This is a genomic window from Vibrio sp. Vb339 (assembly GCF_902751245.1).
Lineage (GTDB): Bacteria > Pseudomonadota > Gammaproteobacteria > Enterobacterales > Vibrionaceae > Vibrio > Vibrio coralliirubri.
Map to the genome: position 1 here is coordinate 86281 of NZ_CADDIS010000007.1, position 25085 is coordinate 111365.

Consider the following 25085-nt stretch of genomic DNA (forward strand, 5'->3'; position numbering starts at 1 on the left):
TTCTCGTGTCAAATTTAAAAGAACATATTAATGTTAATATTCGCTTTCAACGTTCAACACGTATAGATTCAGACCTAGATCTTAATGGTGAGTTTTTTAATGGCTTTGTTTTTCATGGTACTGCAGAGAATACTTTAAGGACTATCGCCGAGGGTTATCAACAATCTAACCGTAAAACCTATACGGTTACTGGCCCGTATGGGACTGGCAAGTCAACGGTAGCTCTATTACTGGCAGGTTTGTTATCTTCAGAAAAAAAACTCAGGAGTGTTGCATCAGAGGTTGTTAAACCTGAGTTTTCAGATCTTTTTTACGAGAAAATCCCTGTAGTAAATGGTTGGTTTGTAGTTAAAACTGTTTGTAGCTTTGAATCACCAATAACAGCGTTATGGACATCAATAGTTACTGAGGCAGATGCTCACAAGATCGACATTTCTCATATAACTACACCTGTAGACGAGAAGTCTTTTTTTGTTGCATTCAATAAAGTAACCAAGTCAGTTGAAAAATCTCTTGATGGGATTGTCATATTATTTGATGAAATGGGGAAATCATTAGAGTTTCTTAATTCAAAGCAATTAGATCTTCAATTTTTTCAAGACCTTGCCGAGAAAGCAACGCGTAAAGATTTTCCTGTCTTGTTTTTAGGCTTTTTGCACCAAGCTTTTGCTGAGTATGCTCGTGGACAATCACAGTCGATAAAAGAAGGGTGGGCCAAAGTTCAAGGTCGTTATACAGATCTTTTATTCAATGTTTCTGAAGATGAAACAGTAACATTAATTGGTAATAGCATTGTTCAAGAGCCATCATACAAACTTAATAACTTGATTGTTGAGAATACTCTCAAAGCATTGGAAGATACTCGAATCTCCAAATCTGTGAATATTAAGTCCAAATTAGAATCAGCATTGCCACTTCATCCGTTAACGACATTACTATTAGGTCCGCTTTCTAAGCGCAGGTTTAGTCAGAACGAGCGCAGTACGTTTGGTTTTTTAGGCTCTGTAGAAAATCATGGTTTTCAGTCTTTTATCGGTAATAACAAAGCTGAAGTACTGTATCGCCTATCTGACTTATATGACTATATTGAGGCAAATTTAGATCATCTAATACTATCTTCACCAGACGCAAGAGCATGGTCAGAAGCTAAAGATGCCGTGGAGCGTACGCAAGCCAGAGAAAAGGGCTTTGTTGAAGAGTTGATTAAGACTGTTGCCATTTTGAATATGTTTGGCCGTAAGCTAGGTATTTATTCTACTAAGAGTGTCTTGCATGCAGCATTAGATGAATACAATGCTGATGAAATAGATTTATCTCTTGAAAAATTAAAACAGCAAAACCTAATCGTTTATCGTAATCACTTGCAGTCATATGCTGTATTTGAGGGAAGTGATGTTGATATTGACGAAGAGCTTGCAAATGAAAGAGTTAAACAGAGCAATAGTGATGAATGGAAAAAGTTTTTAGAGACTAAGTCAGATCATGTTGTTGCTAAAAGCCATTATCATGAAATTGGTGTTTTACGCTGGATGAAAATGGCTTTTGAAACCGGCAGTTTTGATGCAAAGAAATTTAAGAAAAAAAATAGTCTTAATTCAACTGAGTTCTCGGTTTTTATACTGTTGACATCAGGTGACTCCGATGTCGCGAATATCATTTCAAAACAGCATCCTGAATACGTTTTTGGAACTGCTCCGAGGGCAATTGATCAGTTAAAGTCGATCATTAACGACTTAATCTGTTTAGATAATATTTCACGACACAACCCAGTCATTCAACATGACCGTATAGCTCGTAGAGAATTAGAGTCGCGTGTTAATTTGGCGAAAGTGGCATTTGATAATATTTATGCTGATTTGTTTGAAAGTGCTACTTGGCATAACAAAGGCAAAAAAATTGATGGTGTAAATTTATCAACAGTAGCAAGTAATTTGGCAAAAGATCTTTATCCAAAATGCCCGAGACTTTATAACGAACTAATCAATCGAGCAAAACCATCAGGTGCCGCAGTTTCAGCAAGAAAGAAATTGATGGTGAAGATGGTAGATGAGTATTTTGAAAAAGATCTGGCCATTGAAGGTACACCACCTGAAATGGCTATGTATAAATCCTGTTTACAAAATCTCAATTTACATACAGGAAATAGCGATGGTGATTTTGATTTTGTAATGCCATTAATTGACCCTGAAGCTAGTGAAGTACAGAAAAAGCATCAAGAAAAAATTTGTGAGTTGTGGGATGACGCAATCGCGATTATTCAGAAACGTAGCCATGATGGCGTCGTTCCTCTAAGTGATGTCGTAGACCTATGGTCGGCCGAACCTTATGGTTTAACAAATGGTTTAATTCCTATCTGGATTTTGTCTCTTGTATTAGCACAAAGAGATAACCTAGCTTTTTATGATAAAGATGTAACTAATAAATTTATCTATATAACAGGTGCTGACGAAGAGTTTGTAAACAAACTAATTAAAGAGCCACAGAGCGTAGGTGTAAGGTACTTTGAAGATGATGGCGTAAAGAAAAGCTATATTGAATCTTTGTGCAGAATAATAAATAAATCAGACGCAACGAAAACCACACTTTATGCAGCTCAAGGTTTTGTTTCATTTGTTGCAAGCCTATCTGGGTGGGTTAAGAGCACTCAACAATTGTCGAATAACGCAAGAGCATTTAGGCTAGTGGCCTTGAAAGCGGATGACCCGAATAAGTTTTTACTTGAAGATCTACCTGCGGTTCTGCATACCAAAGATGATGAGGAGTTAGTTAGCGTTATAACTGAGGTTTGTGACGAGCTGAAGTCTGCTCATAGAAGAATGTTGAGTGAGTTTAGAGGACGTATTAATACATTATTCAATGGGCCTGTAAACGCTGCGTTTCTTGAGCGTGCAATTAGTGTTGAAAATTATACTGCTGATTCAGGCTTGAAGACGTTTTCCAGACGTCTTGGTGAATTTACTAGTAAAGATACAGATGACTGGACATCTAATATGATCTCCTTTTTGTCAGCTAAAGCAGAGCGAAATTGGAATGATTTAGCAATAGAGAAGGCTAACTCAGAGTTGGTTGTATTTGTAGAACGCTTTAAATTAGCTGAGTATTTCGCTAGTAATATCGGCAATGTTGATAAATCGTTAGAAGATAAAGACCATCAAGATGCTCTCAATAAAATAGATAAAATGTTGTCTGGTGTGTCAGTGCAAGAGCAGAAAATCATACTAATGAAGTCTCTTGAAGCGTTGCTAGGAGAAAAAACAAAATGATAGACCCTAATAAGAAACAGCTCCATGTACTCGGGTTATCAGGCGGTAAAGATAGCGCTGCATTAGCTATTTATATGCGTGACAAGCACCCGGAAGTTGATTTGACTTATTACTTTACTGATACCGGTAAGGAATTACCTGAGGTGATTGAGTTTGTAAATCGACTAGAGGGCTATATAGGCAAGAAAATAATAGATCCCTATGAGGAGATTTGTACGTCAAACCGAGAGAAAAAGGACTTTGATTACTGGTTGAAAGAGCACAATGACTATCTGCCTTCACCACAAGCTCGTTGGTGCACTATACAAATGAAGCTCGTTCCATTTGAGAAGTGGATACAACAGTATTTAGATGACGGTTATCAAGTAATTACATATGTTGGCATCAGAGCCGATGAGCCTTATCGCGAAGGATACCAGGCAACAAGTAATCGTGACATTGTTACTGTAATGCCGTTTCGGGATGATGGTATTGATTTGGCGGGCGTCAAAGATATTTTACAGCAAGCAGATTTATTCGCTGATACGGAAGAAGCTCGAAATAACCCTAAGAGTGCCCAAGCTCAAGGGTTGCCTGGATATTACGATTGGCGATCACGTAGTGGCTGCACATTCTGTTTCTATCAAAGAAAAATCGAATGGGTTCGTCTTCGAGAGCGTCACCCTGAGGCATTCGAAGAAGCGAAGAATTATGAGAAAAGAGCTGAAGATGACGAGGGTAATGGCACATTTTATTGGCTAGGTAAAGATACCCCTTTATCCACACTCGAGGATCCGAAGCGAATTGCTCGTATAAAAGCTGAGCATGATAAGAAACGTGAACGCTTCTTAAAGCGCAAACGAATAAATGTTCTACAAGTAGATGTAAGTGATGTCGATCGAGATTTTATGGATGAAATCTACGATGAGCAGGAAGGCGGCGGTGCGTGTGTAACTTGTTATAAATAGGATTGACCTTGTCTTATACTAATCTGTTAAATGAAATACTTTTAAAGTCAGTATATAGAAGTAATAACGACTCACTTTTAGAAGACTTTTATATTCCTTGTCTGCATGCATCTTCATCATATGACCGTGCTGTAGGCTATTTCTCTAGTAGCTTGTTTTATGAGGCTCTGAAAGGTCTCTCTGGTTTTGTCTATAATAATGGAAAGATGAGGCTTATTATTGGCCATCCATTGAGTTCGGATGAGTTTAATATAGTAAAAGAAAGTGAAGACTTTGGAGAAGTAGAATCATTTTTAGAGAATAAGTATGAGGAAATTGTAAATAGCTTAGATACGAAGTCTTCAATTCATCGATTAGAGGTTTTTAAGTTCCTTATTCTAAATGGTCAACTGGAAATTAAGTTTGCACTAAGACGAACAGGAATGTATCACGAGAAAATAGGGAGGTTTTCGGACGATGCTGGAAATGAAGTCGTATTTCAAGGCTCGGCAAATGAAACAGAATTTGCTAATGCGTCGAGTAAAAACTTTGAAAGCATAATGGTTTTCGCTAATTGGAAGGCACCAGAAGAAATTTTCAATGAATATACAAAGCCATTTACTTATGGATTTCAACGGCTATGGGACAATGAAGAGGATGATACGATTACTTTTGATGTATCTTCCTCTCTATACGAAAAAATAACAAAAAATGCAAAAAAAACTCCAAGTGAGTTTAGCCTAGATGAAGAGTTGAAACTTGAAATATTCGAAAGAAATCAGAAGCGAGCAGGCCCAAATATCCCCAAGCTTCTGAATGATATACCTTTTGAGTTGAAAAAACATCAATTAGAAGCAATAGAAAACTGGAAGAAAATTGGTTCCGAACAGAATGGTATAAGAGGGATACTAAAGCTTGCTACAGGGGCCGGAAAGACAATAACATCAATTTCGTGTGCAGTTCGCCTCTATAACATGCTTAAGACTAAAGGGCAGAAGTTTTCTCTAGTAGTAGCTGTTCCATATGATAACCTTGCAGAGCAATGGGTTGATATTTTGAGGGTTTTTGGTTTTGATCCTATAAAGTGTTATAGATCTTCCTCTAAGTGGAAAAGTGAACTTAATAAGGCACAGCAACAGCTAATTACTGAAGCGATTGATAATGTATGTTTAGTTGTCATAAATAAAACGCTAAGAAAGGAAGTGTTTCAAGAATATATAAGTAAGATCGATAAAATAACCTATCAATTTTTTATCGGGGATGAGTGTCATCATCATTCTTCATTAGGACTAGCAAAGGCTTTACCAAACTCTTCATTTCGCATGGGACTATCGGCGACACCGTATTATGAAGAGGATTCACTTATTGAGTATTCTGATGAAAGGAAACAAATTCTATCGAACTATTATGGTGAAGTGGTTTCTACTTACGATCTAGGTGACGCACTACGAGATGATGTATTAACGCCTTATAAGTATTTTATCCACCCTGTTTTTCTGAATGAAAATGAAAGTGAAGAATACATAAATTTAAGTAAAGAAATTGGTCATAAGTTTGCTATGGGAGAAAGCTTGGACTCAGAGCAGTCTAACTTATCTAGCTTACTTAGTGCTCGGTCTCGGTTGTTAGCTAATTTGGATAATAAGTTAGATGCATTAAAAATAGCAATGTCAAAAATACCAAAAGATGATAAGTGTCATAGCTTAGTATATTGTGGTGATGGTTACGTAGATATTGATAACCAAGAAAATAGAAGGCAAGTTGATGTGGTATCAAGTTTAGTTAATAAACTTGGTTGGACTAATCAAAAGTTTACGTCAACCGAAGGGAAACTCGCAAGGCATCAAATAATGAAATCTTTCAAGGATGGTGCAATCGATGCACTAATTGCAATAAAGGTACTTGATGAAGGGATTGATGTACCCGTTTGTAAGAGAGCATTTATTTTAGCTAGTAGTAAAAACCCTAGACAATACATACAAAGACGGGGGCGTATACTAAGAAAATCACCTGGTAAGCTCTCTGCTGACATACACGATTTTCTCATTATCCCATCACAAGATATTATGGATGCTGGATATGGTAAATCCTTATTGAAGTCGGAATTTAGTCGAGTTGTTGAGTCTAATACTCTTGCTTTGAATTCAGCAGAAATAAATATTTATATTAGAGAACTATTAAGTGAACATAATATTAATTTAGATGAGTTGGAGTGTTTAATTTGACCAGTAATATTAGTGATATCTTCAAAGCAGCTGTTTCTGAGGCTGAAGATGAGATTTTAGAACGAGAAAGTCACACAGTAAATAGAGTTATAAATGAAATAATGAAAATTGAAAAAGATTTTATTTATGGAAACTCTAAGTCTAGAAAGCCAGATATAAAAAAAGTAATAATTAAAAACTATAAAAAAATATTGGAAGATTCATGATTATAAAGTGTGTAAAACTTAAAAACTATCGCCAGTTTTATGGAGAGCAAGTTGTTAACTTCTCGATAGATAAGGAAAAAAACGTAACATTAATACATGCTGAGAATGGAGTTGGTAAAACAGCTCTTTTAAATGCTATTAAATGGTGTTTATTTAAAACATTTACTGATAATTTTATTAATTCAGGTGATCTTTTAAATCATCAAGCTGCAGATGAATCAAAACAAAGCTTAATTAAAGTGGAAGTTGACTTTATTACAACTGAAAACGATCACTTTCGAGCTGTGAGAACACCTAACGGCTTTGACGTCTATCCTATTGTTGATAGGGATAGTTTATTAGGTCAAAGCTTAGGAGAAAAAAAAGCTCAAGAGTTTGTCAATACAGTATTGCCGCCAGAAATGTCTGAATATTTCTTTTTCCAAGGAGAAGGAAGCTCGGCATTAAAAAAAGGTAAGGTATCAAATACTCAGATAGCTATTAAGGATATACTAGGATTTAGGCCTGCAACACAAGCAATTTCAGACTTATCAGATATATCTAAGGATTATAATAAGCAGATTTCAATGCTTAATAACGAGAATACTGCTTTATTAAAAATATCAACGGATATTTCTAATTCAGATGAAGAGATTAAGATGTTGGAATCAAAAATCATAAATCTGAATGACAATATCAATAACGCAGAAATAGATATATCAAATATTGATGAAAAACTTAAAGGTTTAGACTCTGCTGCAGTTGAAAGTCTTCGCTCAGAAAGAATAAATATTGAAGCAAAGATTACAAAAAACAATAACGAGATAGAGAGTAATAGACGTAGTAAAAATGCACTCATTGGTGAGTTTGGCTGGAGCGTGTTTGGTAAAGAGTTTGGTGAAAAAGTTTTTGATTATATAGACGAGTCACAGCTGAAAGGAAGGTTACCAGAGCCCTATAATAAAACGTTAATTGATGACATATTAAAAGAAAAACTCTGTATATGTGGTAACAGCATTGAAGACGGTACTGAAGCAAGACTTAAAATAGAGAGTTTGTTGAATAAAGCAGTAGACCCTCAATTACAATCAAGAGTATTTAATGTAAAAGCTTGGGCGCAAAAATTGAGCGATGACCATTCAGGGGCTTTCTCGAGTTTAACAAAGGCAATTAATAAAGAAAAAGAGGCATTTTCTAAGCAAGATGAATACGATAGGGCGAAAGATAGAATAGAGCGCGCATTTGATAAATTTGAAGGTGACCCTGATTCAGTTATTGAAGCGGCTAAGATTGCAAACTTATCAAGAAGAGAAAAGGAAAAATCGTTACGCCATAACATACATGAATTAGGAAAATCTGAAGGGAGGCTTGAGGAAGCAAGAAAAAGGTTGCATAGGTTGAAAATTGAGCGTTCCAAACATAGTAATAATGACCATCAGAAAATTGCATTAGAAGAGCAACAATCAGCTGTAGATTTGTTATGTAAGAAAATTAGTGATGTTTTAACTAATACTGAAAAAGATACAAGAAACGTATTACTGAAATTAGTAAGTGATAACATTAAAAAATTCTTGAGAAATGATTATAGTGTTAGGCTTGAATCTGATTTTTCAGTATCTCTTGTTAATGCTTATAAAAAAACTGTTAATTTAAGTGATGGGCAAAGATTATTGCTAAATATGGTGTTTACAGCTTCATTAATCAAACATGCTGAAAATAGGCTCAATGCTAAAGGCGGTATTTTATTACCTGGTACTACAGCTCCTTTTGTTATTGATGCACCTTTTGGAGAGCTTGATAAAACATACAGAGGTCACGTTGCTAATATTTTGCCTTCATATGCAAGGCAAGTGGTCTTATTTCTATCTTCTAGTCACTGGGAGGGGGAAGTCGAGTCTAATATCAGATCTAGCGTAGGTAAAGAATATTATATAAAACTACATGAAAACTCAAACAAAGGTGATAAAAAAATAGATTCTATAAAAGTGTTGGGTAAAGAGTACATATTGAATGCTTATGATGCTGAAAAGTCATATTCTGAAATTATAGAAATGGAGGTTCCATGCTAGATTTGAGTCTTGAAGATCTCGACAAGAATGTACGTAGAAATAAGAAGTATAAACATATAGAAGATACTTTGGTGACTAAGTCAAACGCTCCAGCATTTAAGTATTTAAAAGACCTCATGATATTTAGTGCACTTTTAGGCCTGAAAGAAGGTGTAAAAGAAAGTATTGATAAAGAATCAACTTCTAATGGTATTACATTAAAAACCTACTCTGGTAAAGGAAGTGTTGGTAATGACCGTAGCTTAGGTCAGCATGGATTGATATTTTTAATTGCAATGTATGAAGAGAAAACTATGGATGTTCTTCGAGCTGAACAAGTAGATAAGGCAATCGATATCTTTGAAAAATATTCTAATGGTGGTCTTTCTATAATATCTAGCTGGTTAAAAGATTCAAATAATAACCCTGATGTTATTATTAATTACATGTTGGAACTAGATTCTAATAATTTCAATAATAAGGGCGATTTGGATATTTCTTCGTTCTAAGTCCTTAGTTTATTTAGGGGGTAATATGATTATACCCCTTGATAGTGCTTTTGTTATTCTATTTGAATGTTTGAATTTAAATAATCTAATGAACTAATAAGAGTGTCGTTATAAAAGGATATTCTTACAGAATTAAATGAATCCTTAGCGCTTACATTCATTGCTGTAAGAACATGTGAAGGCTCTACGTGTTGTGAATTACATGCAGAGCCTTGTGAAACACAGATCCCTTTTTGAGATGTGTACTTCGCGTAATCTTCATCACACTCAAATGTAAGGTTAATTACATTGCTGAGTGTGTTAGCTCCATTTATTTTATATTTAATATTTTGGCGATCTAGAGTCGCTAAAAACTCATGTCGAAGACTTTCCAAGTAAGTCTGTTCAAACTTGAACGATTCTATAGCAGCAGCCATACCTACAATTAATGGAGTAGGTATCGTTCCGCCACGCAATCCTATTTGCTGCCCTGAGCCGTGTATGACTGGTTCTATACTGAGCAGTCTAGCTTCCCTCAAGTATAAGAAGCCAATACCTTTTGGTCCGCCAAATTTGTGTGCTGATGCAGATAGAGCATCGATATAATCGTCGACAACATCAATGTCTAATTTTGCAATTGATTGAGCTGCATCAGAATGAAAAGTTACGCCCTTCCTAAAACAGAGAGCTCCTATATCTCTAATCGGATTAATCGTACCGAGCTCATTATTAACATGCATGATACTAACAAGGATCGTATCTTCTTTTATTGCCTGTTCGATCTGCTGAGCAGTATGGATACCCATGTGGTTAGGTTCCAAGTAAGTGACTTCAAAGCCTTGCTTTTCAAGAAAAGAAAATATGCTCAGAACACAACTATGTTCTATTTGGCTTGTTATTAAGTGTTTTCCACGGTGCGAGTTTAACTCAGCTAAACCTTTTATAGCAAGGTTGTTACTTTCAGTTGCACCTGAAGTAAATATGATTTCGCTAGCTTCTGCGCCAATTTTATCTGCAATAGTTCTTTGGCAATCTTTAAGTAAATCTTGAGAGTGCTTACCACACGTGTGATCAGATGACGGGTTTGCATAAACGTCCCGAAATGCAGTAGTCATGGCCTGTAGAGCTTCTGGGTGAAGTGGTGTGCTTGCGAGATAGTCTAGGTACATAGTATTTACTTGAGTCAGTTCCGTAGAGGAAACAGTATAATTGATGACGTTATGCTGCAAGTGGTTTTTTTGAGGGAAATGAATTTGGCTAAATCGTTTAACAGCGACTGAAAGAAGCGATTCAAAACAAGGCGATAAAGGTAAAGTCGAGAGGCTTTGTTATAGCCTCTCAACTATAAAGTACTACAACCATTTCTCAGTTGCTGACCATACTCGCTTTAGAAGGTTTTCAGCGCGTTGACTGACATAAACATCATCCCACAACTCACATCGAGATATAGCTATGATATGAGGATGAAGTACGGATAGATCTTTTAAGATTCGACCTTGATTTTGTGTTAGAACATTCCTTGATACAGCTTCTGAAATTAACGTGCTCTTTGATTCACTACTTTTTTCTGCAAGAATTTCATAAATTGATTTTTTGTCAGGCCAAGGTTTGTTCCCAAGAATACTATTTTCAGAAATAGGTAGGATTGATAAGTTGCCTATAGTGTTTAAGTGGAGAGTTGTATCCAAGCTTTCAGGCCAAGATGTGTCTGGTGTTTGAGGCCATACATGCTCTACGCTGTTGAACTCAGACCAAACTTTTAATCGTAAATAGCTATCTAATGAGTCTGTTCCATTACAAAGGTGACCAATATTCGATTCATCATAAGTACTGTTTTCAAAAGCCATCAAAAGCATTAGTTTAGAAAGGTCTTTGCGGTTTTTGTATAGGTCTTGTGATTTTACTTCTTTAACCCACCTTTCTTCGTCACCACGGCCTTTTTCAATTAGCATTTTATTCATTTGTTCAATGATATCAGCAGTATTTCGGTATGGTGCTTTAGTGTTAGATATGCTTTTTCCTAGGATTTCACGATAAACATTGTCTATACCATCAGTACCAGAACTAAACGCTCGATATCGCACGAAGAAGCTTGTAGTTGCAAGAATAATATCGATCAGCTTTTCTAACCCATCAATAGAATAATTATCGATTTTGAATTGATTGTAAAAATCGGCAAATAACCCGCATACGATCTTATGGTTTGCTGATTTTAGAACTTTAATACAAAAGTTAGCTGTTTCGAGTCTAGGATTTAGAATTAAGCTTTTTATCTCTGCTGGATTAGTCATGTTTGCTAAACAAGATTGCGGGACTAAGCTAGGTTCTGAGTTTTCCCATACTTCGAAAATAAATTCACTTGTAGAGCTCAATAGTTGAATGAACGAAAATTTCTCCGTGCACTGTTCAAAAGCGTTGTTGATATAGCGGCGCTGTTCACTTAAATGACCGCTCAATGATTTTGCATCGTAGGCTAAACGAAACGCTTGAAATAACGCTGTAGTCTTTTTATGTTTTTCCTCTGCCTTTTTGTATCTACCAAGTAGCGCTTCTGCTTTGTTCAGCTCTTTACCTTCAGCTGTCTGTTGATAGTCAACAACATGGCTACTGCTAGCGTATTGACTATTGCAATACTCTACAACCTTGGGTTTAAAAGTTTCAAATGCAGTAAGAGGTTCTCCTGTTGTGTTAAGAGCTTCAAACATATCAAAAGCATAATTGTCATCGGATACTTCAACAAATGTAGCTATGACCCGCTTCAAGATAAAATTACCTAGCATCACGGTTCTAATTATTTCACTAGCACACAGTACTTCAGATTCCGTAAGTTCTGCTGGGAAACCTGAGTTAGCGTTTAAAAATCTGGACAAAATTTTATCAGATTGATTAATCGAAGAGACACTAATAAGCTCTTCACTTTCGGATAGTGTTACTAATTCATCTCGGATTTGTTTATAGTTTTCACTCACAGATTTGTGGAGCTCATTTACTGGAGTTGCTATTGTAAATTTATCACTATTGCTCGAATGTGCTATGTGGTGTTTGATAAACTGGTGGGAAAATGCAGCTATTGGAGATTGATAAGCGGCATCATCTTCATACTTTGACCAAGAGTCTCCATCCGCCCGAGTAATTTTTGGATAAAACTTGTAATCCGGGTCACTTTCGTCGCCCATCTCGATTGAAAGGCTATTTTTAATTGTTTTTTGTATTTCACTAACTTTACTGTTAATCCATCTTTTCAACGGAGTTGAAAGGTTAGGCATTATATCTTTTTTGTAGTGTAAGTTTACCTCGTCAAGCAGAGAATAGTACGCCATTAAGATAACTGAGTAGGTCGTCAGTCTCTGTTGTCCATCTATGACGTGATGCACTTGTGTTGGCAGCTCATTGATTAGACTGTCGTGCTTCGCTACTCCTTCATTATTCGCAACTGTAATAACAGTTCCAATGAAGGTTACAGAGTCTTCGTATTCCTTTAAACGCTCGATACATGAACGTAGGTCTTCCATCATGCGATCAATATTCTTCTTCCCCCAAGTATATTGACGCTGATAAATAGGTATAAAAAATCCAACTCCAGGTTTTGGGTTGAATAGAGATTGAATATCTCTTGACTCTGCATTAAATATATTTTGAATATTAATCAGCAAAAGAAGCTCCTAGAGGTGGACGTTTTTTAAGACTATAAGTGTATCATGCTGTATAAGCTTAATGCATTGATTATTCTAAATTTAAAATCCTATAGCTACTGATTTTTTTGTTTTTACTAGTTAGTAACCCTTGCCATACGGAACGTTGATAATTTACTTCACAATCAACTTCGTGCTGCATTAGTTTCGCCAACCTTCGATCTAGACTCTTTTGTTTCTCATAGTTTTTATTACTAGTTTCGAGTAGTTTACTTTTGTTTAGCAGTGGCGGCCTGCGATCTTCATTGACGTAGTCGAAGAAGTCGATGTCTTGGTCGGCCATCTTGATTTTTATGCGTTCTACTAAGAAAGGCACCGATTTTTCAAAGTCATCATAAGCGGTCAGGGTGAGTTTCCCGGATGTGATATGAATTTTAATTAGGTCTATTTCTTCATCCAGTTCGCCATACATTTGCAACCCTGCACCAACGTAGACTCGCAGCAGTAGTGGTAAATCATCGATAAAGTCTCGATGTAGGATCAATGAGTGCCCTTTATTAAGAAGGCTTGCCGGAAGTAGGCCGTGTGCTTTCTCGCACTGCTGATGAATTAAGTTGGTGTCTGCAATCGCGAACAGTAATTCTGCAGCCAGGTTGATCGCGGTTTTGTAATCATCAAACAAGGCTTTGATGTCGCGCTTAAGGGGTTCTGGTTGCTGTGTATAGGGTTTTCTTTTCTCAAACAGTCCCATAGCAAAGTAGAGGAGAAGATCTTCTTTTCGGCTTTTTTCTGCTTGTTCAAACTCTTGGGTATCAAACATCTCTTGCAGTAAGTTAAAGGTTTTTCTGTGTGAGCCTATTAACTCTCGAATTTTGTCAGATTGTTCAAATTCATCATTGGCAGGAATACGCCCTAGCTCTAAGCAGGTGTTCCAAAAGTCATTAAACAAGTCTTGATGCTGGGTAATAAGCAGTTTGGCTTTGTCTTTGGCTTCAATAGGCTCTGGCGAAGTCAGCTGCTGCCATTTATGGTGGCGTTTGTATTTACTCTGCAGGTACTGTTGCTCTTCCAATTTGTCTTTGAAGATATAGAAAATACCAGGCGCGACGGTAATGGCGTCTTCTTGTAGGCTTCTCTCTATGTACGCTTTGATCTCTGATTGCGCATAGTATTTTTGGAAGGTGTTACGAGAGGTGATGACCCCATCCTTATAAGGTTTGAACTGAGCAATGTAGTTTTCGTTGGCTAGCATGACAGAAACCACCAGAAATTTATCTGCTAGCTCCCATGCGCCTAGTAGGGCATCGAGTCTTTCATCTTGATCTTCTATTACGTTAAGAACAAACCCTATGTTTACGATATCAGAATTGGATTTGTCGTTGTCGGGTTGAAAGTTCGGATCCCAACCCAGAGCGTCGAGGCCATGTGCTTCGAGCTCTCTTAAATCGTCTCCGCGGCCGCAGCCGTAATCGAAAATTGAGTGCTCGCCTTTTAAGTAACCATGTTTAACGAGAGTCTTCATTGGTGCGGAGAGTTCATGACGCACTATGGCTGTTCTGTGCCTATCAATTCCAGCCTCTTCTTGCGTTGTCACAGAGGAACATCGGAATAGTCGACCATCGACAAGCTCGTAACCATGGCGTGCTATTAGGTTTTCCCAAGAACGTTTAAAACCAATCAAACGGCTGTTTTCGTACAGGCCTGCATTTTCGCCTTCTTGTGTGAGTGAAACGAAGTGTTCGTAATATTCACTTGTTGGCAAAACCATGGTTTCTTTTCTATGTAAGATCGGCGGGTTTTCAGATTCGCGATAGCCTGTAATTTTGTGGCTTAGTTTAGAGAGATCGACATTGAGGCTTTGTTCTAATGCGGGATAGGAGTCAGTATAAAAATCAGGGTAATTAAGAAGAGATAAACGGAACTCTTTTTTAAACAGCTTAACGAGGTTCCACTCTTCTTCATCTAAGTTAACGGCTTTTGCTACGGCGGGAATGAACTGTGTTAATGCTTTAGGCAATGCGCTGAATGCGTCTTTATGAAGATAAATGGCATCGGGAAGTTGTTTTCCAACTTTTATTTGAGAGGTAAGTTCAGCAAATAGCTCTTCGTTCATTCCTATTCCTTAGGTGTTTTTGAAGATTATAAATCATCAAACAATGCCTGTGTGGCGCTGCCTTTTGCACTTTTTGTGTTTACGCGAAGCCCATCACTTCGGCGTTGTCGGATAAGGGCATATTTTGAATTATCAGCCCCAACGCTAATATGCAGAGGTTTATCTTTGCCATAAAAATAGAGTCGGTCGAACTCTAAATGCGTGCAGATAAATCGAGCGACTTCATCCATACGTTGCTCATACCCTTCAACATAAATATCACATGCAGCCCCATTGCGCTTACAGATACGGCTATCCCGGGAGTTGAGTTCCATAGCGGCATGTTGGTCAATATCTGGCGCCATATCTCCAGGGCTATTTTTCAATATCCACCTTAAAAGAGGATGGCTTGTATAACCATAGGTCACCGTTACCTCTCCTAGTGAGTGTTCGATAGGCTGTAAAATTTGAACCACTAAACACCGAAGCTCAGTGGCAGAAAGTTTATTAACCTTGTTGTCTCCTAAGTAATTAGGATGCCTAGACTTATGCCAATCAATAAGCTTGTGGTGCATTTTCTGTCCTTAGGGTTCTAGGTTGCTACTATATTTAACGAACGACAGCAGTAAAATCAATGCAATTCGGGGGCTATGTATGTTGTTTATTCTCGCTTTACTCTGCATCTTTTTGTTGGGGTATCTTGCCCAAACTACGGGCCTTTGTATGGTGAGAGGAGTGAAGGAGGCAATAAACGGATCACCGATGTTCATCATCGCGATTGTGTTTAGTGGTTCGCTGGCTTGGGTTTCTATGGCTCTTGGCTCTGTCGTAGAAGGGCGGCTTTTATCCACCGCTTTTTGGCCGAGTCTGTTTTCTCTGTTTGGTGGTTTTCTGTTTGGTATTGGAGCGGCAATTAATAGTGGTTGCGGGGTATCTACCGTAAGCCGTTTAGCTCGTGGCGAAGTTGTGATGTTGGCGACGATATTAGGGTGGTTTGTTGCTTGGTTGTTATTTGCTCCCGTTTTACCTAACGAGTTAAAGGGAGATAAATTGGTATTGTCTGATTTTTCTCGCTATGCATTCCTTGGGAGCATTTCGTTCATTATTGTGGTGAGTTGCTATTTCATGAATGCGGTAAATCGTAAGTTATGGTTATCAATGCTGGGAATTGGCTTAATGGCAGGTTTTGTATTCCTTTATGAACCACACTGGACGCCAAGTGGTTTATTGAAATCTATGGGGACTTCTCTTTGGCACAGTAAAGCTGAAGATTGGCCAAGCAGCGAGCGTTTTATCTTGATGATCTCGCTGTTAGTTGGAATGGTTAGCGCCGCGTTATTTACTGGGTCGTTTTCACTGAGGTTAAGCCCTATACGTCGATTGGGTAAACATTTGGTTGCTGGTGTGCTTATGGGGCTTGGCGCTGTGATGGCTGGTGGAGGGAACGATACTCAGCTGTTGGTAGCGATGCCTGTACTTTCTCTGGCGGGTGTTTTTTCTGTGTTGAGTATCATTGTTGGTATATATACCGGAGTTAAGTTGATTCAAAGCCGATAGTTAGCGACAGTACAAGCTAGTGTAAGTTTGCAATTTGAGAACACAATGAAATACATCGGAATTGATGGCTGCAAGGCGGGGTGGATCGCTTGGATTTTCTCTGACAGTGAGGTTCCTGAGTTGAAGGTGGTAAAGACGCTCGATGAGTTGGTTGGTGATCTTACCGAAGCAACAACGTTAATCGACATGCCTATTGGCTTTAGCGATTCGCTTACTCCAGATAGATTATGCGATAAAGCGGCAAGGCGTTTTCTCACCAGCAAGCGTGGCTCTTCCGTGTTTCCTGTTCCGTGCCGAGAGGCGGTTTACCAAACCGATTACGTTGCGGCGTGCAGTGCCAATGTGGAGCAGCTTGATAAGAAGTTTTCTAAACAGACTTGGGGAATAGTGCCCAAGATCCGCGAGCTTGATGAGCTCATTGAATCTTACCCCAGTCTTTCTATCAGGGAATCACATCCAGAGGTGGTGTTTGCAGCTTTGAAGGGCGAACCGCTGACGTTTTCAAAACGAACGCAAGAGGGCAAAGAGGAACGGCTTTCTATTATTCAGCAACTCGCCCCTCAATGGTGTGAAGGCTTGTCGTTGGCCATTTCAAACACTAAACGTAAAGACGTTGCGATAGACGATATCTATGATGCATTTGTATTGATGTTAGTTGCCTATAACGCTCCGCAATTATCGACCTTACCTGAGCTTTCTGATGTTGGTGGAAAAGTGGATGTCGACCAGAATGGACGAGTTCGAGAGATTGTCTATTGGAACAAAACGCGCTAACAAAGCGTGCGCTCCACTTGGCTTAATATGTTACTTTCTAACTTATGCGATTTTCCAACATCTGCTACTTTTCACTCTTACTATTTTTGAGTTTTTGATATGAAACGTTTTATTGTCGGCTGGCTGGCCACTGTGCTCAGTGCTGCGAGTTATGCCCAAGTTGCCCCTATATCTCAATGGCAATGCGACATGATGAAAAAGAACAATGTCTTGAGTAGTGGTGCGCCTGTTGGTTGTGAGCGACTATCCAAAGTGGATTTCGACTTCATTAATTTCAAAGGGGAAACGCAACAGGGCAATATGATCGTGCTTGATGTGGTTGCACCTGCGGTTGAACAAATCTTTTCAGAACTCAAACAGCGTAATTTCCCTCTTCATTCTGCTCGCCTTATGCGTGAATTCAGAGGTGATGATAACGCCTCAATGGACGCGAACAACAGCAGCGCGTTTAATGCTCGTCCTATTACCGGCGGAGGAGGTTGGTCGAAGCATGCCTATGGTGTGGCGATAGACATCAACCCAGTTCAAAACCCTTTCTTAGAGTTCGATAGCAACGGAAGAATAACGGTAAAGCCTTCACAATCTGCGACAAGCTATGTGAACCGTACTCGCTTTCGTGCGCGTGATGAAATAGAACGCCGCGGCATGGCTGAAGATGTGGTGGAGCTGTTTGCCCATCACGGATTTATGATCTGGGGAGGGGATTGGAATAGCCCAATCGATACTCAGCATTTTGAGGTTGGATCAAGAAAGTTCGTTAGCCAACTGCTCTCTAAACCACAACCTGAAGCCAAGGTGTTATTTGAGGGCTACGTCGAATCTTATCGACAGTGCTATCTCAAAAATAAAGGTGAGGACGCAGAAAAAGCTCGGGCTATCTGCGCAAAGAAAACAGTCGGGACTTTTTAGTGCTATGTTTATCTAGAACCGTTTGTGTTTTAGCAAGTTAAACTCGCTTCAGGTGTGTTTTGAATAGCTAAGGTCAGCGCTCGTCGTTGGCCTTTTTTGTATTCATTTCTTCAATAGAACACCGAGCATTGAAAAGGTTATTGGGTATCCATTAGTCAATAATCGATAAGCGAATGCAGCGCAAAGTCATCGGTTTGTCATTGAAAAACTCATAGCGTTAACGTTATGTGAGAACCATTGCTGGTGGGGGAACTCTTCGCTGAAACGCCAGTATTATTAGTTAACTGATCACAACGGACCAACTAATGAAAAAGATACCTTTGGCTCTAACTCTTTTAAGCACTCTACTTTTTTCACAATACACTTTGGCTACTGACACTTCACATACTACTCAAAATCCCACTTACGAACTCGATGGTAAGTCGGTATTAGGTCGCACTGAGAACGTGTACTTATCTAGCGTTCAAGGGCTAAAAGACGTTCCTTTCATTGGTAAAATTGATACCGGTGCAGAAACCACTTCTATGCATGCTGAAGACATTCATGTGAAGAGCTCTAATGCCGACTACCAAAACCTCAAAGACAAAGAGTTGATGGCGGCGTTAACCGAAGACCTGTTGAACAATTCCGATGTTGATTACGATGATTGGGATGGCAGCACCTTTGCGAAATATGAAGCTGTGGTCTCTTTTAAGGTCCAAAACCCACGCACGGGAGATATGGTATTAATCGAAGCGCCTTTAGAGCGTGTCAGCATGATACGCAGCCGCACTAGCAGCACGCCTTTACTTCGTCCTACCGTAAAAATGTCGCTCACCATTGCAGATCAAGAATTAAAAACAGACGTTAACCTGACCGACAGAAGCCATTTCTCTGCGCCAGTATTGATCGGCAAAACCTTCCTTGCAGATAACGCGCTGGTGTTTGCAGGCTACGACTACTTACAAGAGCAAGAGAACGCAACAGTGGTTGGCCGTAAAGAGGTGGTGTCTATCTCGGGAATGGCGATGAATGCGACCTTCTCTTTAAAGAACCGCTACAGCATTTTGCATGCCAAAGACATCGACATAGACAAAAAGAACAAAGAAGTGACGTTTGATATGTTCGACAACGACGGTAAGTCAAAAGAGATGACGTTGCCGTTGGTTCGTATGTTAAGCGTGAGCGGTAAGAAGAGACCTTTGGTGTATGTGCCTGTTCAACTCGATGAAAATACGACTAAAGACGTTCTAGTGTACCTACGTGAGCGCTCGAGTAGTGAGTCGCAGTTGAGATTTGGAACCAGCACTGCCAGCGAACTCTTCATGATTGACACCAGTGCTGAGAATATTTTATCAGAAGGTTCAGAGAATTTTAGTGATGTGGCTGAGTCTGGTGAGCCTATGATTATTTCGCCGGAAGAGGACATCACCCTAGATGACTTCCCGCTTAAGGCTGTGGCTTCTTTCACTGTCAATACGCCTTTGCTGAAGGTCGACAGTTTTGAAATGACAGGTAAAGGTAAAGGTAAAGATGCTTCCGTTGAATTTTATCTTACGGATGTAAATGGTGAGAAGCAGAAGGTGACCAAGCCAATTATTAAGAAGCTTAAAGTCGGGGATGATACTCGTCCGGTTGTAAGTGGTGAGTTTGCGGTGTCTGGAAAGAAAGTGCGCACGCAAGAGTTTGCCATAGACGTGCTCAATACAAATGAGAAAGAAGCGTACTTTATTTTAGGTAAGAAGATGGCAAAAGAGGGCGTTTACGTTAATACGCGTTCTGATTACCTTCTGAAAGCTGAGCCGCTCTTTAAAGTAGGGCACATTGAAGTAGTAGAAGTGAACGGCATGAAGTTCCCGGCGAAGCTCGACACTGGTGCGGATGTAAGCTCAATGAACGCAGTCAACATCAAACGATTTAAGAAAGACGGCCAAGACATGGTGAGCTTTACTTATCAAAACAACCAAGGTGATAAGCAAGATTTCACCAAGCCAGTGATCGATGTAATGCGCATCAAAGCCAAGAAAGGCGAGAAGGTGAATATTCGCCCTGTCGTTGAAATGAAGGTTAAGCTCGGAGACCTAGAGAAAGAGGTGAGGGTAAACCTTCAAGACCGCTCTCGCTTCGAATACAGCATGATCCTAGGTAAGAACTTCTTAAAGCACGGCGCAGTAGTGAGTAGCGATGAAGATTACTTGTTAGGTGATATGGAGTAATCCCTAAACTTATCTAAGTTCGTATCAGAATAGTTCTAAACAGCCACACATTTCAGTATTGGGGTGTGTGGCTTTTTGTTGAGTGCTCTATAAAGCACATCAAGCTCTATCTTCTCTAGAGGGAAATGATCTAGTTCTTGCTCAAATTCAATTTGTTAAGCATGGCAATAGAGTTATCAAAGATAGCTTCGGTTATGTGTTTTGGGAAATCTTCAGGCAAGCGTGCGGCGAGGCGCTCAATTGCTTTGGGTAATTCAGTTTGCATGTCATCCAATATGCTTTGCATGCTATCAGAATTAAAGCCAACTGAATTGGCGGTATCAAGAAAGTGGCGAGAGTAGATCTTGCTTATCTGGTATTTCTTACCACGACTAGCTTTTAATCCCATTGCTAACTTTAATTTTCTGATGTTTAGTCCTTTTTTCCCCGTGATAGGGTAAGCAGACAAAATGTCATAAAATGGTGTTAAGCGATAACTACCTTGCTTTTCAATAAATATTGAATAGTTTTTTGCATGCCCATCAATAGCGCCTATAGCCCATTGGAAAACTTGAAACTTCATGAAGTTATATCTGTCTTCCAGTGCATTTGATGAGCCTTCAAGTAGCTTCATAATATCGGCGATTCCGGGGCCTCCATCACTTTCGTATTTTATCGATGAAGGGATTCCTTTGGCTTGACAGATATCTTCCTGAGGAAGGCGCAGTAGGTGTGTACGATCCTTAATCCAACGTCTATCAAAACGTTCAACAGCAATGGCTTTATAATTATGGGTTGTGATGATCTCGACTGTCGGAACATCAAATCCCAACTCTCTAGCTAACTCAATACAGATGAACTCATTCTCGACACTTTCAGTCAGATCTAGAATAGAGGTGGGCTGCTTAATCTCACCAATAGGTAGCTTAATGATATGGCTTGTAGGTGTATTCCCTTTAGGCAAACACCAATCTCCATTCAACCTTAGCAATGCTGTTTTTTCTTGAGCACCAGCAACCGATATTCGGAAATCATCTTCTTCCTTAATCATACCTAATGGAATATCGGAATGATGGGCTGCTAAGATTTTTTCAAGCCGAGATTCATCAAGAAGTTCGTATGACAGTTTGTTCTCGATATAGGGTTGACTTGGAGGGAGCAGAGCAATGGCACCAACGCTGTCTTTGCCAATTTCTTTCAGAAGATCAAAAGGTTGATTTGAAGCCGTTTGATAGCGTGCAACAATCCTATTACGTATAGCAATATTGTCTGGTAGCAGGTTGTCAAAGTAGTTGATAACGGCATCAGAAGTTAGCGTAGGTATTTGTAGTTTAAGGGATAAAGATAATGGGCGAGATTTGTCGCTACTTAGCCAAGACTCATTATATTTAAACTCATGAGAGCCATTGTTTTGCTTTGTTAGAGTACCGACCAACTCACCATTCATATAGGTATTAAGTTGTTGCATTACCAATCTTCCTCATCAACAGTGCTTTGACTATTTTTTGCATCTTTGGGTTCGATTTTAAGGGTGAGATCTAATGCTTGGATGAGCTTGAACATTGTTGAAATAGTGGCCTTTTCTGGTCTATTTTCAAAGTTCGAAATGGTTGCTTGTTTTATCCCTACTTTTTTTGCCAGCTCAGATTGGGTCCACCTATTTTTTTGGCGTATTAGCAGTAAAGTATTAGCTAATTGTTGTGGGCTATAAATCACAAGTTATCACTCCTTACTATGAGGTTTCATCCCCATGAGAGGATATAGGTCATGCTATCCCAACAAAGGGATATATGTAACTTTATACCTTATAGGGGATATTGCAAGCTATATACCTTGTAGAGGATAAAGTAGGATTATTAAAGCCTTTAGCTTAAAGAGGTATTGCAAGAAGGTGGATACCAGCCTTTGTTGGACTTTTCGCTAAGCTCTTCTGTCGACTAGCGATTATCCGTGCGGGTAAGGTGAGATGATGGTTACACGTAAGTAGATCAAATATGCCACACAAAGTTGATTAGAAATACTGACTTTGAAGCGCAATGAGATGGTTCGAAACTAAAGTTATGGCAATCAAAAGCACTTACACTGTGAGTGAAAGCACAGGTGATTAAGAAATAAATAATGGTGACGCAAGGCATTATCATCATCCAAGCTGGATGTGCGGAGGTTGCGTTTGATTTATTTACGACTTTTGAAGGTGTGTTGAAAGCGAGAGGGAGCTTGAAAGCGAAAGTGCAAGGTACCTTTTACCGGGAGTGAAAGGTGGCGCGTTTAGTACCTGCTTTTAGTACTAATAGCATAATTAATGATTATAAATACAAAAAGGGCGATAACTCAATGAGTTACCGCCCTTTCCAAACGTTTGGTGGAGCTGGCGGGAGTTGAACCCGCGTCCAAAAATCATTCATCATTGGTACTACATGCTTAGTCGATCTTTAATTTCACCAGCAACCTGCGAACCGACACGCTAGTTAAAGGCTAACCTGAATTATAATTCGCGCTTTTCCTCTCAGGTGGGAGAAGCCACGCTAGCTAGTTTGGGTTTGATCTCTTATTGGTCCCCGTCTTACGAGCGGAAGCTAGGGTAAGAGAGCTCTGAGCAGGTTATTAAGCTGCTAGTGCGTAGTTTTCGTCGTTTGCGACTATTTTTTTGCGGCTTTTAACGTGGCCAACCGCCCCACGGCATGCACCTCAGACTTCAAAATTCCTGTCGAATCCTAAATCAGCCCCAAGTGTTATTTGCATAGTACCAGAAAAGCTTACCCTGTCTAGCACTGTGCGTTTAAGTGCTTAAAATTAACGCAAATTACTCTTCATAATTCGTGCTTTATCTCTCGCCCAATCTTTTTCTTTCATATCAGTACGTTTATCGTGCAGCTTTTTACCTTTCGCTACGCCAACTTTAATCTTCGCCCAAGAGCGAGACCAGTAAAGTGCGGTTGCGACAAGTGTCATGCCTTCACGGTTAATACGACCGATAAGGTTATCGAGTTCTTTTCTCGACATCAGGAGTTTACGGATACGTGTTGGGTTCGCCACGATATGAGTACTCGCTTGAGTCAGCGGAGTGATCGTCATACCACTGATGAATGCTTCGCCATCTCGGATGTAGACGTAGCTTTCTGCGATATTGGTTTTACCTTCACGTAGGGATTTTACTTCCCAACCTTGTAGCTCAAGCCCCGCTTCTATCTCATCATCGATGAAATATTCGTGGCGAGCTTTCTTATTAAGCGCAATGGTATTACTACCGGCTTTTGATTTTGATTTATTCTTTGCCATAATGGCCTCATTATACGGATTGCGCCCTAGTTGGGGAATCCTTTTTATTTGCGCTCTGGCCTAATACAATTAAAATTGCAGTTTGTGTTAATGTAACGCTGTCTTTAACAGGAGTCTATATGCCAAAGGTTACTCGTTCAGCATTAGTGTCGTTTAGTGCCGACCAGATGTTCAGCTTGGTCAATGATGTTGCTCGTTATCACGAGTTTTTGCCAGGGTGTTCTGGTTCACGTGTGATCGAATCTTCAGATTCAGCTATGGTGGCTTCGGTTGATGTATCTAAAGCCGGTATCAGCAAAACATTTACTACGTCTAACCGCTTAGCGGATGGCGCTGAGATCTTGATGGAGCTGGTGGATGGCCCATTTAAGAAACTGCAGGGTGGTTGGTATTTCACTCCGCTCGACGATCAAGCGTGTAAGGTTGAGCTTAAGTTGGAGTTTGAATTCTCTAGCCGAATGATTGAAATGGCATTTGGTAAGGTTTTCAATGAGCTGACGAGTAATATGGTCAGTGCTTTTACTCAACGTGCGAAACAGGTTTACTAAGCCATGACTATTGAATCAGATATGATCCACGTAGAGGTTGTGTTTGCACTTCCGCACGAACAGCGTGTGTTTACCTTGGTGGTGAACAAAAACGCGACCGTTGAAGAGATTATTGCGCAGTCTGGTGTTTTGGAACTGTATCCAGAGATCGACTTAGCGAAAAATAAGGTTGGCGTGTTCAGTCGTAACGTTAAGCTTGATGCGACGGTTCGCGATAAAGATCGTATCGAAATCTACCGCGCATTGTTGGCTGATCCAAAAGAGATTCGCCGTAAGCGTGCTGAACAAGCAAAAGCGGCGGCTGCTAAGTCGTAATACCAAACAAATTTGACTAAGAAGAGGCTCGCTATATTGGCGAGCTTTTTTGTGCCTGTTAGTTAGGCACTGTGAGTTAATTTGTTAGCGAATATTAAAAAGCCCGCTCATTGAGCAGGCTTTTGCGATTCTGGCTCTGTCGACTGAGAGCTTTGTTGACTGGAAAGCTAGCGAAGGCTTTCGAAGAACTCATCACTGGCTTCAAAATCACCATTGATCGTTACTAGAGTGCCAGTGGCATCAAAGTTCACGACAAGGTTTTTCTGAATAGGGTCGTTATGGCCTTTTTGGTGGTGGTAAATGTAGTACCACGTATCTGGATAGCCATTTTCGATAAGCATAGGTGAGCCCATAACGTAACGAACTTGTGTTTTTGTCATGCCAAACTTTAGCTGATCGACAGCTTCCTGTTCAACATAGTTACCCTGATTGATGTCAATTCGATAAACCAACTTCTCTAATAGAGAGCAACCGGTCAACATTGTTAGTGCAAGTGGAACTGCAACTAACCACTTTTTAATTCGCATAGTTTGAGATCTTTCTTCGCTAAAATACTGCCTGATAATAAACAAGCTCCAGCAAGAAGTAAAAAGCTCCTTGCGCTTTGAGCTTGTTATGACTGGCAATTTTGAATTAAGTTGCAAAATTGCCAAGATTTTTCGGTAAATTA

At 39.4% G+C, this 25085-nt stretch carries 20 protein-coding genes and 1 other RNA gene; 12 read left to right on the top strand and 9 right to left on the bottom strand.

All coding sequences use genetic code 11. The features are described 5' to 3' along the window. The first annotated feature begins 5 nt into the window (after positions 1-5). From HRQ85_RS22245 to HRQ85_RS22270, 6 genes are read left to right on the top strand one after another with little or no spacing between them, the layout of a single operon-like run. The gene (locus HRQ85_RS22245) at positions 6-3263 is read left to right on the top strand and encodes a hypothetical protein (RefSeq protein WP_172380626.1); all 3258 of its coding nucleotides are present in this window, start codon (positions 6-8) and stop codon (positions 3261-3263) included. Continuing rightward, positions 3260-4210 carry a phosphoadenosine phosphosulfate reductase domain-containing protein gene (locus HRQ85_RS22250; RefSeq protein ID WP_048615222.1) on the top strand — a complete coding sequence of 317 codons (951 nt, stop codon included), beginning with the start codon at positions 3260-3262 and terminating at the stop codon, positions 4208-4210. The genes HRQ85_RS22245 and HRQ85_RS22250 overlap by 4 nt, the downstream gene beginning before the upstream one ends. Before the next feature lie 8 nt (positions 4211-4218). Next, positions 4219-6414 (top strand): DEAD/DEAH box helicase family protein, encoded by a 2196-nt coding sequence (locus HRQ85_RS22255; protein WP_172380627.1) that lies wholly within the window; start codon positions 4219-4221, stop codon positions 6412-6414. Continuing rightward, positions 6411-6620: a hypothetical protein gene (locus HRQ85_RS22260; RefSeq protein ID WP_172380628.1), complete on the top strand. Its 210-nt coding sequence runs from the start codon at positions 6411-6413 to the stop codon at positions 6618-6620. The genes HRQ85_RS22255 and HRQ85_RS22260 overlap by 4 nt, the downstream gene beginning before the upstream one ends. Further along, positions 6617-8668 carry an AAA family ATPase gene (locus HRQ85_RS22265; RefSeq protein ID WP_172380629.1) on the top strand — a complete coding sequence of 684 codons (2052 nt, stop codon included), beginning with the start codon at positions 6617-6619 and terminating at the stop codon, positions 8666-8668. The genes HRQ85_RS22260 and HRQ85_RS22265 overlap by 4 nt, the downstream gene beginning before the upstream one ends. Further along, positions 8662-9156, top strand: a complete 495-nt coding sequence (locus HRQ85_RS22270) for a hypothetical protein (RefSeq protein WP_172380630.1) — start codon at positions 8662-8664, stop codon at positions 9154-9156. Before HRQ85_RS22265 ends, HRQ85_RS22270 begins: the two co-directional genes overlap by 7 nt. Before the next feature lie 53 nt (positions 9157-9209). Here the strand turns inward: HRQ85_RS22270 and HRQ85_RS22275 are convergent, their stop codons facing one another. From HRQ85_RS22275 to HRQ85_RS22290, 4 genes are all read right to left on the bottom strand, one after another. Next, positions 9210-10304, bottom strand: coding sequence for a cysteine desulfurase family protein (locus HRQ85_RS22275; protein ID WP_172380631.1), 1095 nt, complete (start codon positions 10302-10304; stop codon positions 9210-9212). A gap of 183 nt (positions 10305-10487) precedes the next feature. Beyond that, positions 10488-12788 (bottom strand): DUF262 domain-containing protein, encoded by a 2301-nt coding sequence (locus HRQ85_RS22280; protein WP_172380632.1) that lies wholly within the window; start codon positions 12786-12788, stop codon positions 10488-10490. Between the two features lie 70 nt (positions 12789-12858). Beyond that, on the bottom strand, positions 12859-14880 hold the full coding sequence (locus HRQ85_RS22285; protein WP_172380633.1) for a DNA phosphorothioation-associated putative methyltransferase: 2022 nt from the start codon (positions 14878-14880) through the stop codon (positions 12859-12861). Positions 14881-14906: 26 nt separating this feature from the next. Continuing rightward, a complete protein-coding gene (locus tag HRQ85_RS22290; RefSeq protein ID WP_172380634.1) occupies positions 14907-15434 on the bottom strand; it encodes a hypothetical protein in 528 nt (175 codons plus the stop codon). Between the two features lie 187 nt (positions 15435-15621). Here HRQ85_RS22290 and HRQ85_RS22295 point away from each other — a divergent pair, with 187 nt between their 5' ends. From HRQ85_RS22295 to HRQ85_RS22310, 4 genes are all read left to right on the top strand, one after another. After that, on the top strand, positions 15622-16416 hold the full coding sequence (locus HRQ85_RS22295) for a YeeE/YedE thiosulfate transporter family protein (protein ID WP_172380668.1): 795 nt from the start codon (positions 15622-15624) through the stop codon (positions 16414-16416). Positions 16417-16461: 45 nt separating this feature from the next. After that, the gene (locus tag HRQ85_RS22300; RefSeq protein ID WP_172380635.1) at positions 16462-17190 is read left to right on the top strand and encodes a DUF429 domain-containing protein; all 729 of its coding nucleotides are present in this window, start codon (positions 16462-16464) and stop codon (positions 17188-17190) included. Between the two features lie 99 nt (positions 17191-17289). Further along, the gene (locus HRQ85_RS22305; protein ID WP_172380636.1) at positions 17290-18099 is read left to right on the top strand and encodes a M15 family metallopeptidase; all 810 of its coding nucleotides are present in this window, start codon (positions 17290-17292) and stop codon (positions 18097-18099) included. A gap of 305 nt (positions 18100-18404) precedes the next feature. After that, complete coding sequence (locus HRQ85_RS22310; RefSeq protein WP_172380637.1) at positions 18405-20294, top strand: ATP-dependent zinc protease family protein; 1890 nt, start codon at positions 18405-18407, stop codon at positions 20292-20294. 130 nt (positions 20295-20424) lie between these two features. Here HRQ85_RS22310 and HRQ85_RS22315 read toward each other — a convergent pair whose 3' ends face one another. The 4 genes from HRQ85_RS22315 to smpB all read right to left on the bottom strand — a co-directional run bounded on the left by HRQ85_RS22315 (position 20425) and on the right by smpB (position 23552). Next, complete coding sequence (locus tag HRQ85_RS22315) at positions 20425-21741, bottom strand: type II toxin-antitoxin system HipA family toxin (protein WP_172380638.1); 1317 nt, start codon at positions 21739-21741, stop codon at positions 20425-20427. Next, positions 21741-21989 carry a type II toxin-antitoxin system antitoxin HipB gene (gene hipB / locus HRQ85_RS22320; protein WP_017110259.1) on the bottom strand — a complete coding sequence of 83 codons (249 nt, stop codon included), beginning with the start codon at positions 21987-21989 and terminating at the stop codon, positions 21741-21743. Before hipB ends, HRQ85_RS22315 begins: the two co-directional genes overlap by 1 nt. Positions 21990-22633: 644 nt before the next feature. Beyond that, positions 22634-23000, bottom strand: a transfer-messenger RNA (tmRNA) gene (ssrA, locus tag HRQ85_RS22325). Between the two features lie 66 nt (positions 23001-23066). Continuing rightward, the gene (smpB, locus tag HRQ85_RS22330) at positions 23067-23552 is read right to left on the bottom strand and encodes an SsrA-binding protein SmpB (protein ID WP_004735156.1); all 486 of its coding nucleotides are present in this window, start codon (positions 23550-23552) and stop codon (positions 23067-23069) included. A gap of 119 nt (positions 23553-23671) precedes the next feature. On the opposite strand from smpB, the gene HRQ85_RS22335 reads away from it, so the two are divergent. Beyond that, complete coding sequence (locus tag HRQ85_RS22335) at positions 23672-24100, top strand: SRPBCC family protein (RefSeq protein ID WP_012603332.1); 429 nt, start codon at positions 23672-23674, stop codon at positions 24098-24100. Positions 24101-24103: 3 nt separating this feature from the next. Next, entirely contained in the window at positions 24104-24415 is a 312-nt protein-coding gene (locus HRQ85_RS22340) for an RnfH family protein (protein ID WP_004735158.1), read from the top strand. Between the two features lie 167 nt (positions 24416-24582). Here the strand turns inward: HRQ85_RS22340 and bamE are convergent, their stop codons facing one another. Then, entirely contained in the window at positions 24583-24942 is a 360-nt protein-coding gene (bamE, locus tag HRQ85_RS22345) for an outer membrane protein assembly factor BamE (RefSeq protein ID WP_009848326.1), read from the bottom strand. Between the last annotated feature and the right edge of the window lie 143 nt (positions 24943-25085).

Coding starts and splice junctions, on each gene's coding strand:
- HRQ85_RS22250 (WP_048615222.1), top strand. CDS start 3,260: ATGATAGACCCTAATAAGAAACAGCTCCATGTACTCGGGTTATCAGGC.
- HRQ85_RS22265 (WP_172380629.1), top strand. CDS start 6,617: ATGATTATAAAGTGTGTAAAACTTAAAAACTATCGCCAGTTTTATGGA.
- HRQ85_RS22270 (WP_172380630.1), top strand. CDS start 8,662: ATGCTAGATTTGAGTCTTGAAGATCTCGACAAGAATGTACGTAGAAAT.
- HRQ85_RS22275 (WP_172380631.1), bottom strand. CDS start 10,304: ATGTACCTAGACTATCTCGCAAGCACACCACTTCACCCAGAAGCTCTA.
- HRQ85_RS22285 (WP_172380633.1), bottom strand. CDS start 14,880: ATGAACGAAGAGCTATTTGCTGAACTTACCTCTCAAATAAAAGTTGGA.
- HRQ85_RS22290 (WP_172380634.1), bottom strand. CDS start 15,434: ATGCACCACAAGCTTATTGATTGGCATAAGTCTAGGCATCCTAATTAC.
- HRQ85_RS22295 (WP_172380668.1), top strand. CDS start 15,622: ATGTTCATCATCGCGATTGTGTTTAGTGGTTCGCTGGCTTGGGTTTCT.
- HRQ85_RS22300 (WP_172380635.1), top strand. CDS start 16,462: ATGAAATACATCGGAATTGATGGCTGCAAGGCGGGGTGGATCGCTTGG.
- HRQ85_RS22305 (WP_172380636.1), top strand. CDS start 17,290: ATGAAACGTTTTATTGTCGGCTGGCTGGCCACTGTGCTCAGTGCTGCG.
- HRQ85_RS22310 (WP_172380637.1), top strand. CDS start 18,405: ATGAAAAAGATACCTTTGGCTCTAACTCTTTTAAGCACTCTACTTTTT.
- HRQ85_RS22315 (WP_172380638.1), bottom strand. CDS start 21,741: ATGCAACAACTTAATACCTATATGAATGGTGAGTTGGTCGGTACTCTA.
- smpB (WP_004735156.1), bottom strand. CDS start 23,552: ATGGCAAAGAATAAATCAAAATCAAAAGCCGGTAGTAATACCATTGCG.
- HRQ85_RS22335 (WP_012603332.1), top strand. CDS start 23,672: ATGCCAAAGGTTACTCGTTCAGCATTAGTGTCGTTTAGTGCCGACCAG.
- HRQ85_RS22340 (WP_004735158.1), top strand. CDS start 24,104: ATGACTATTGAATCAGATATGATCCACGTAGAGGTTGTGTTTGCACTT.
- bamE (WP_009848326.1), bottom strand. CDS start 24,942: ATGCGAATTAAAAAGTGGTTAGTTGCAGTTCCACTTGCACTAACAATG.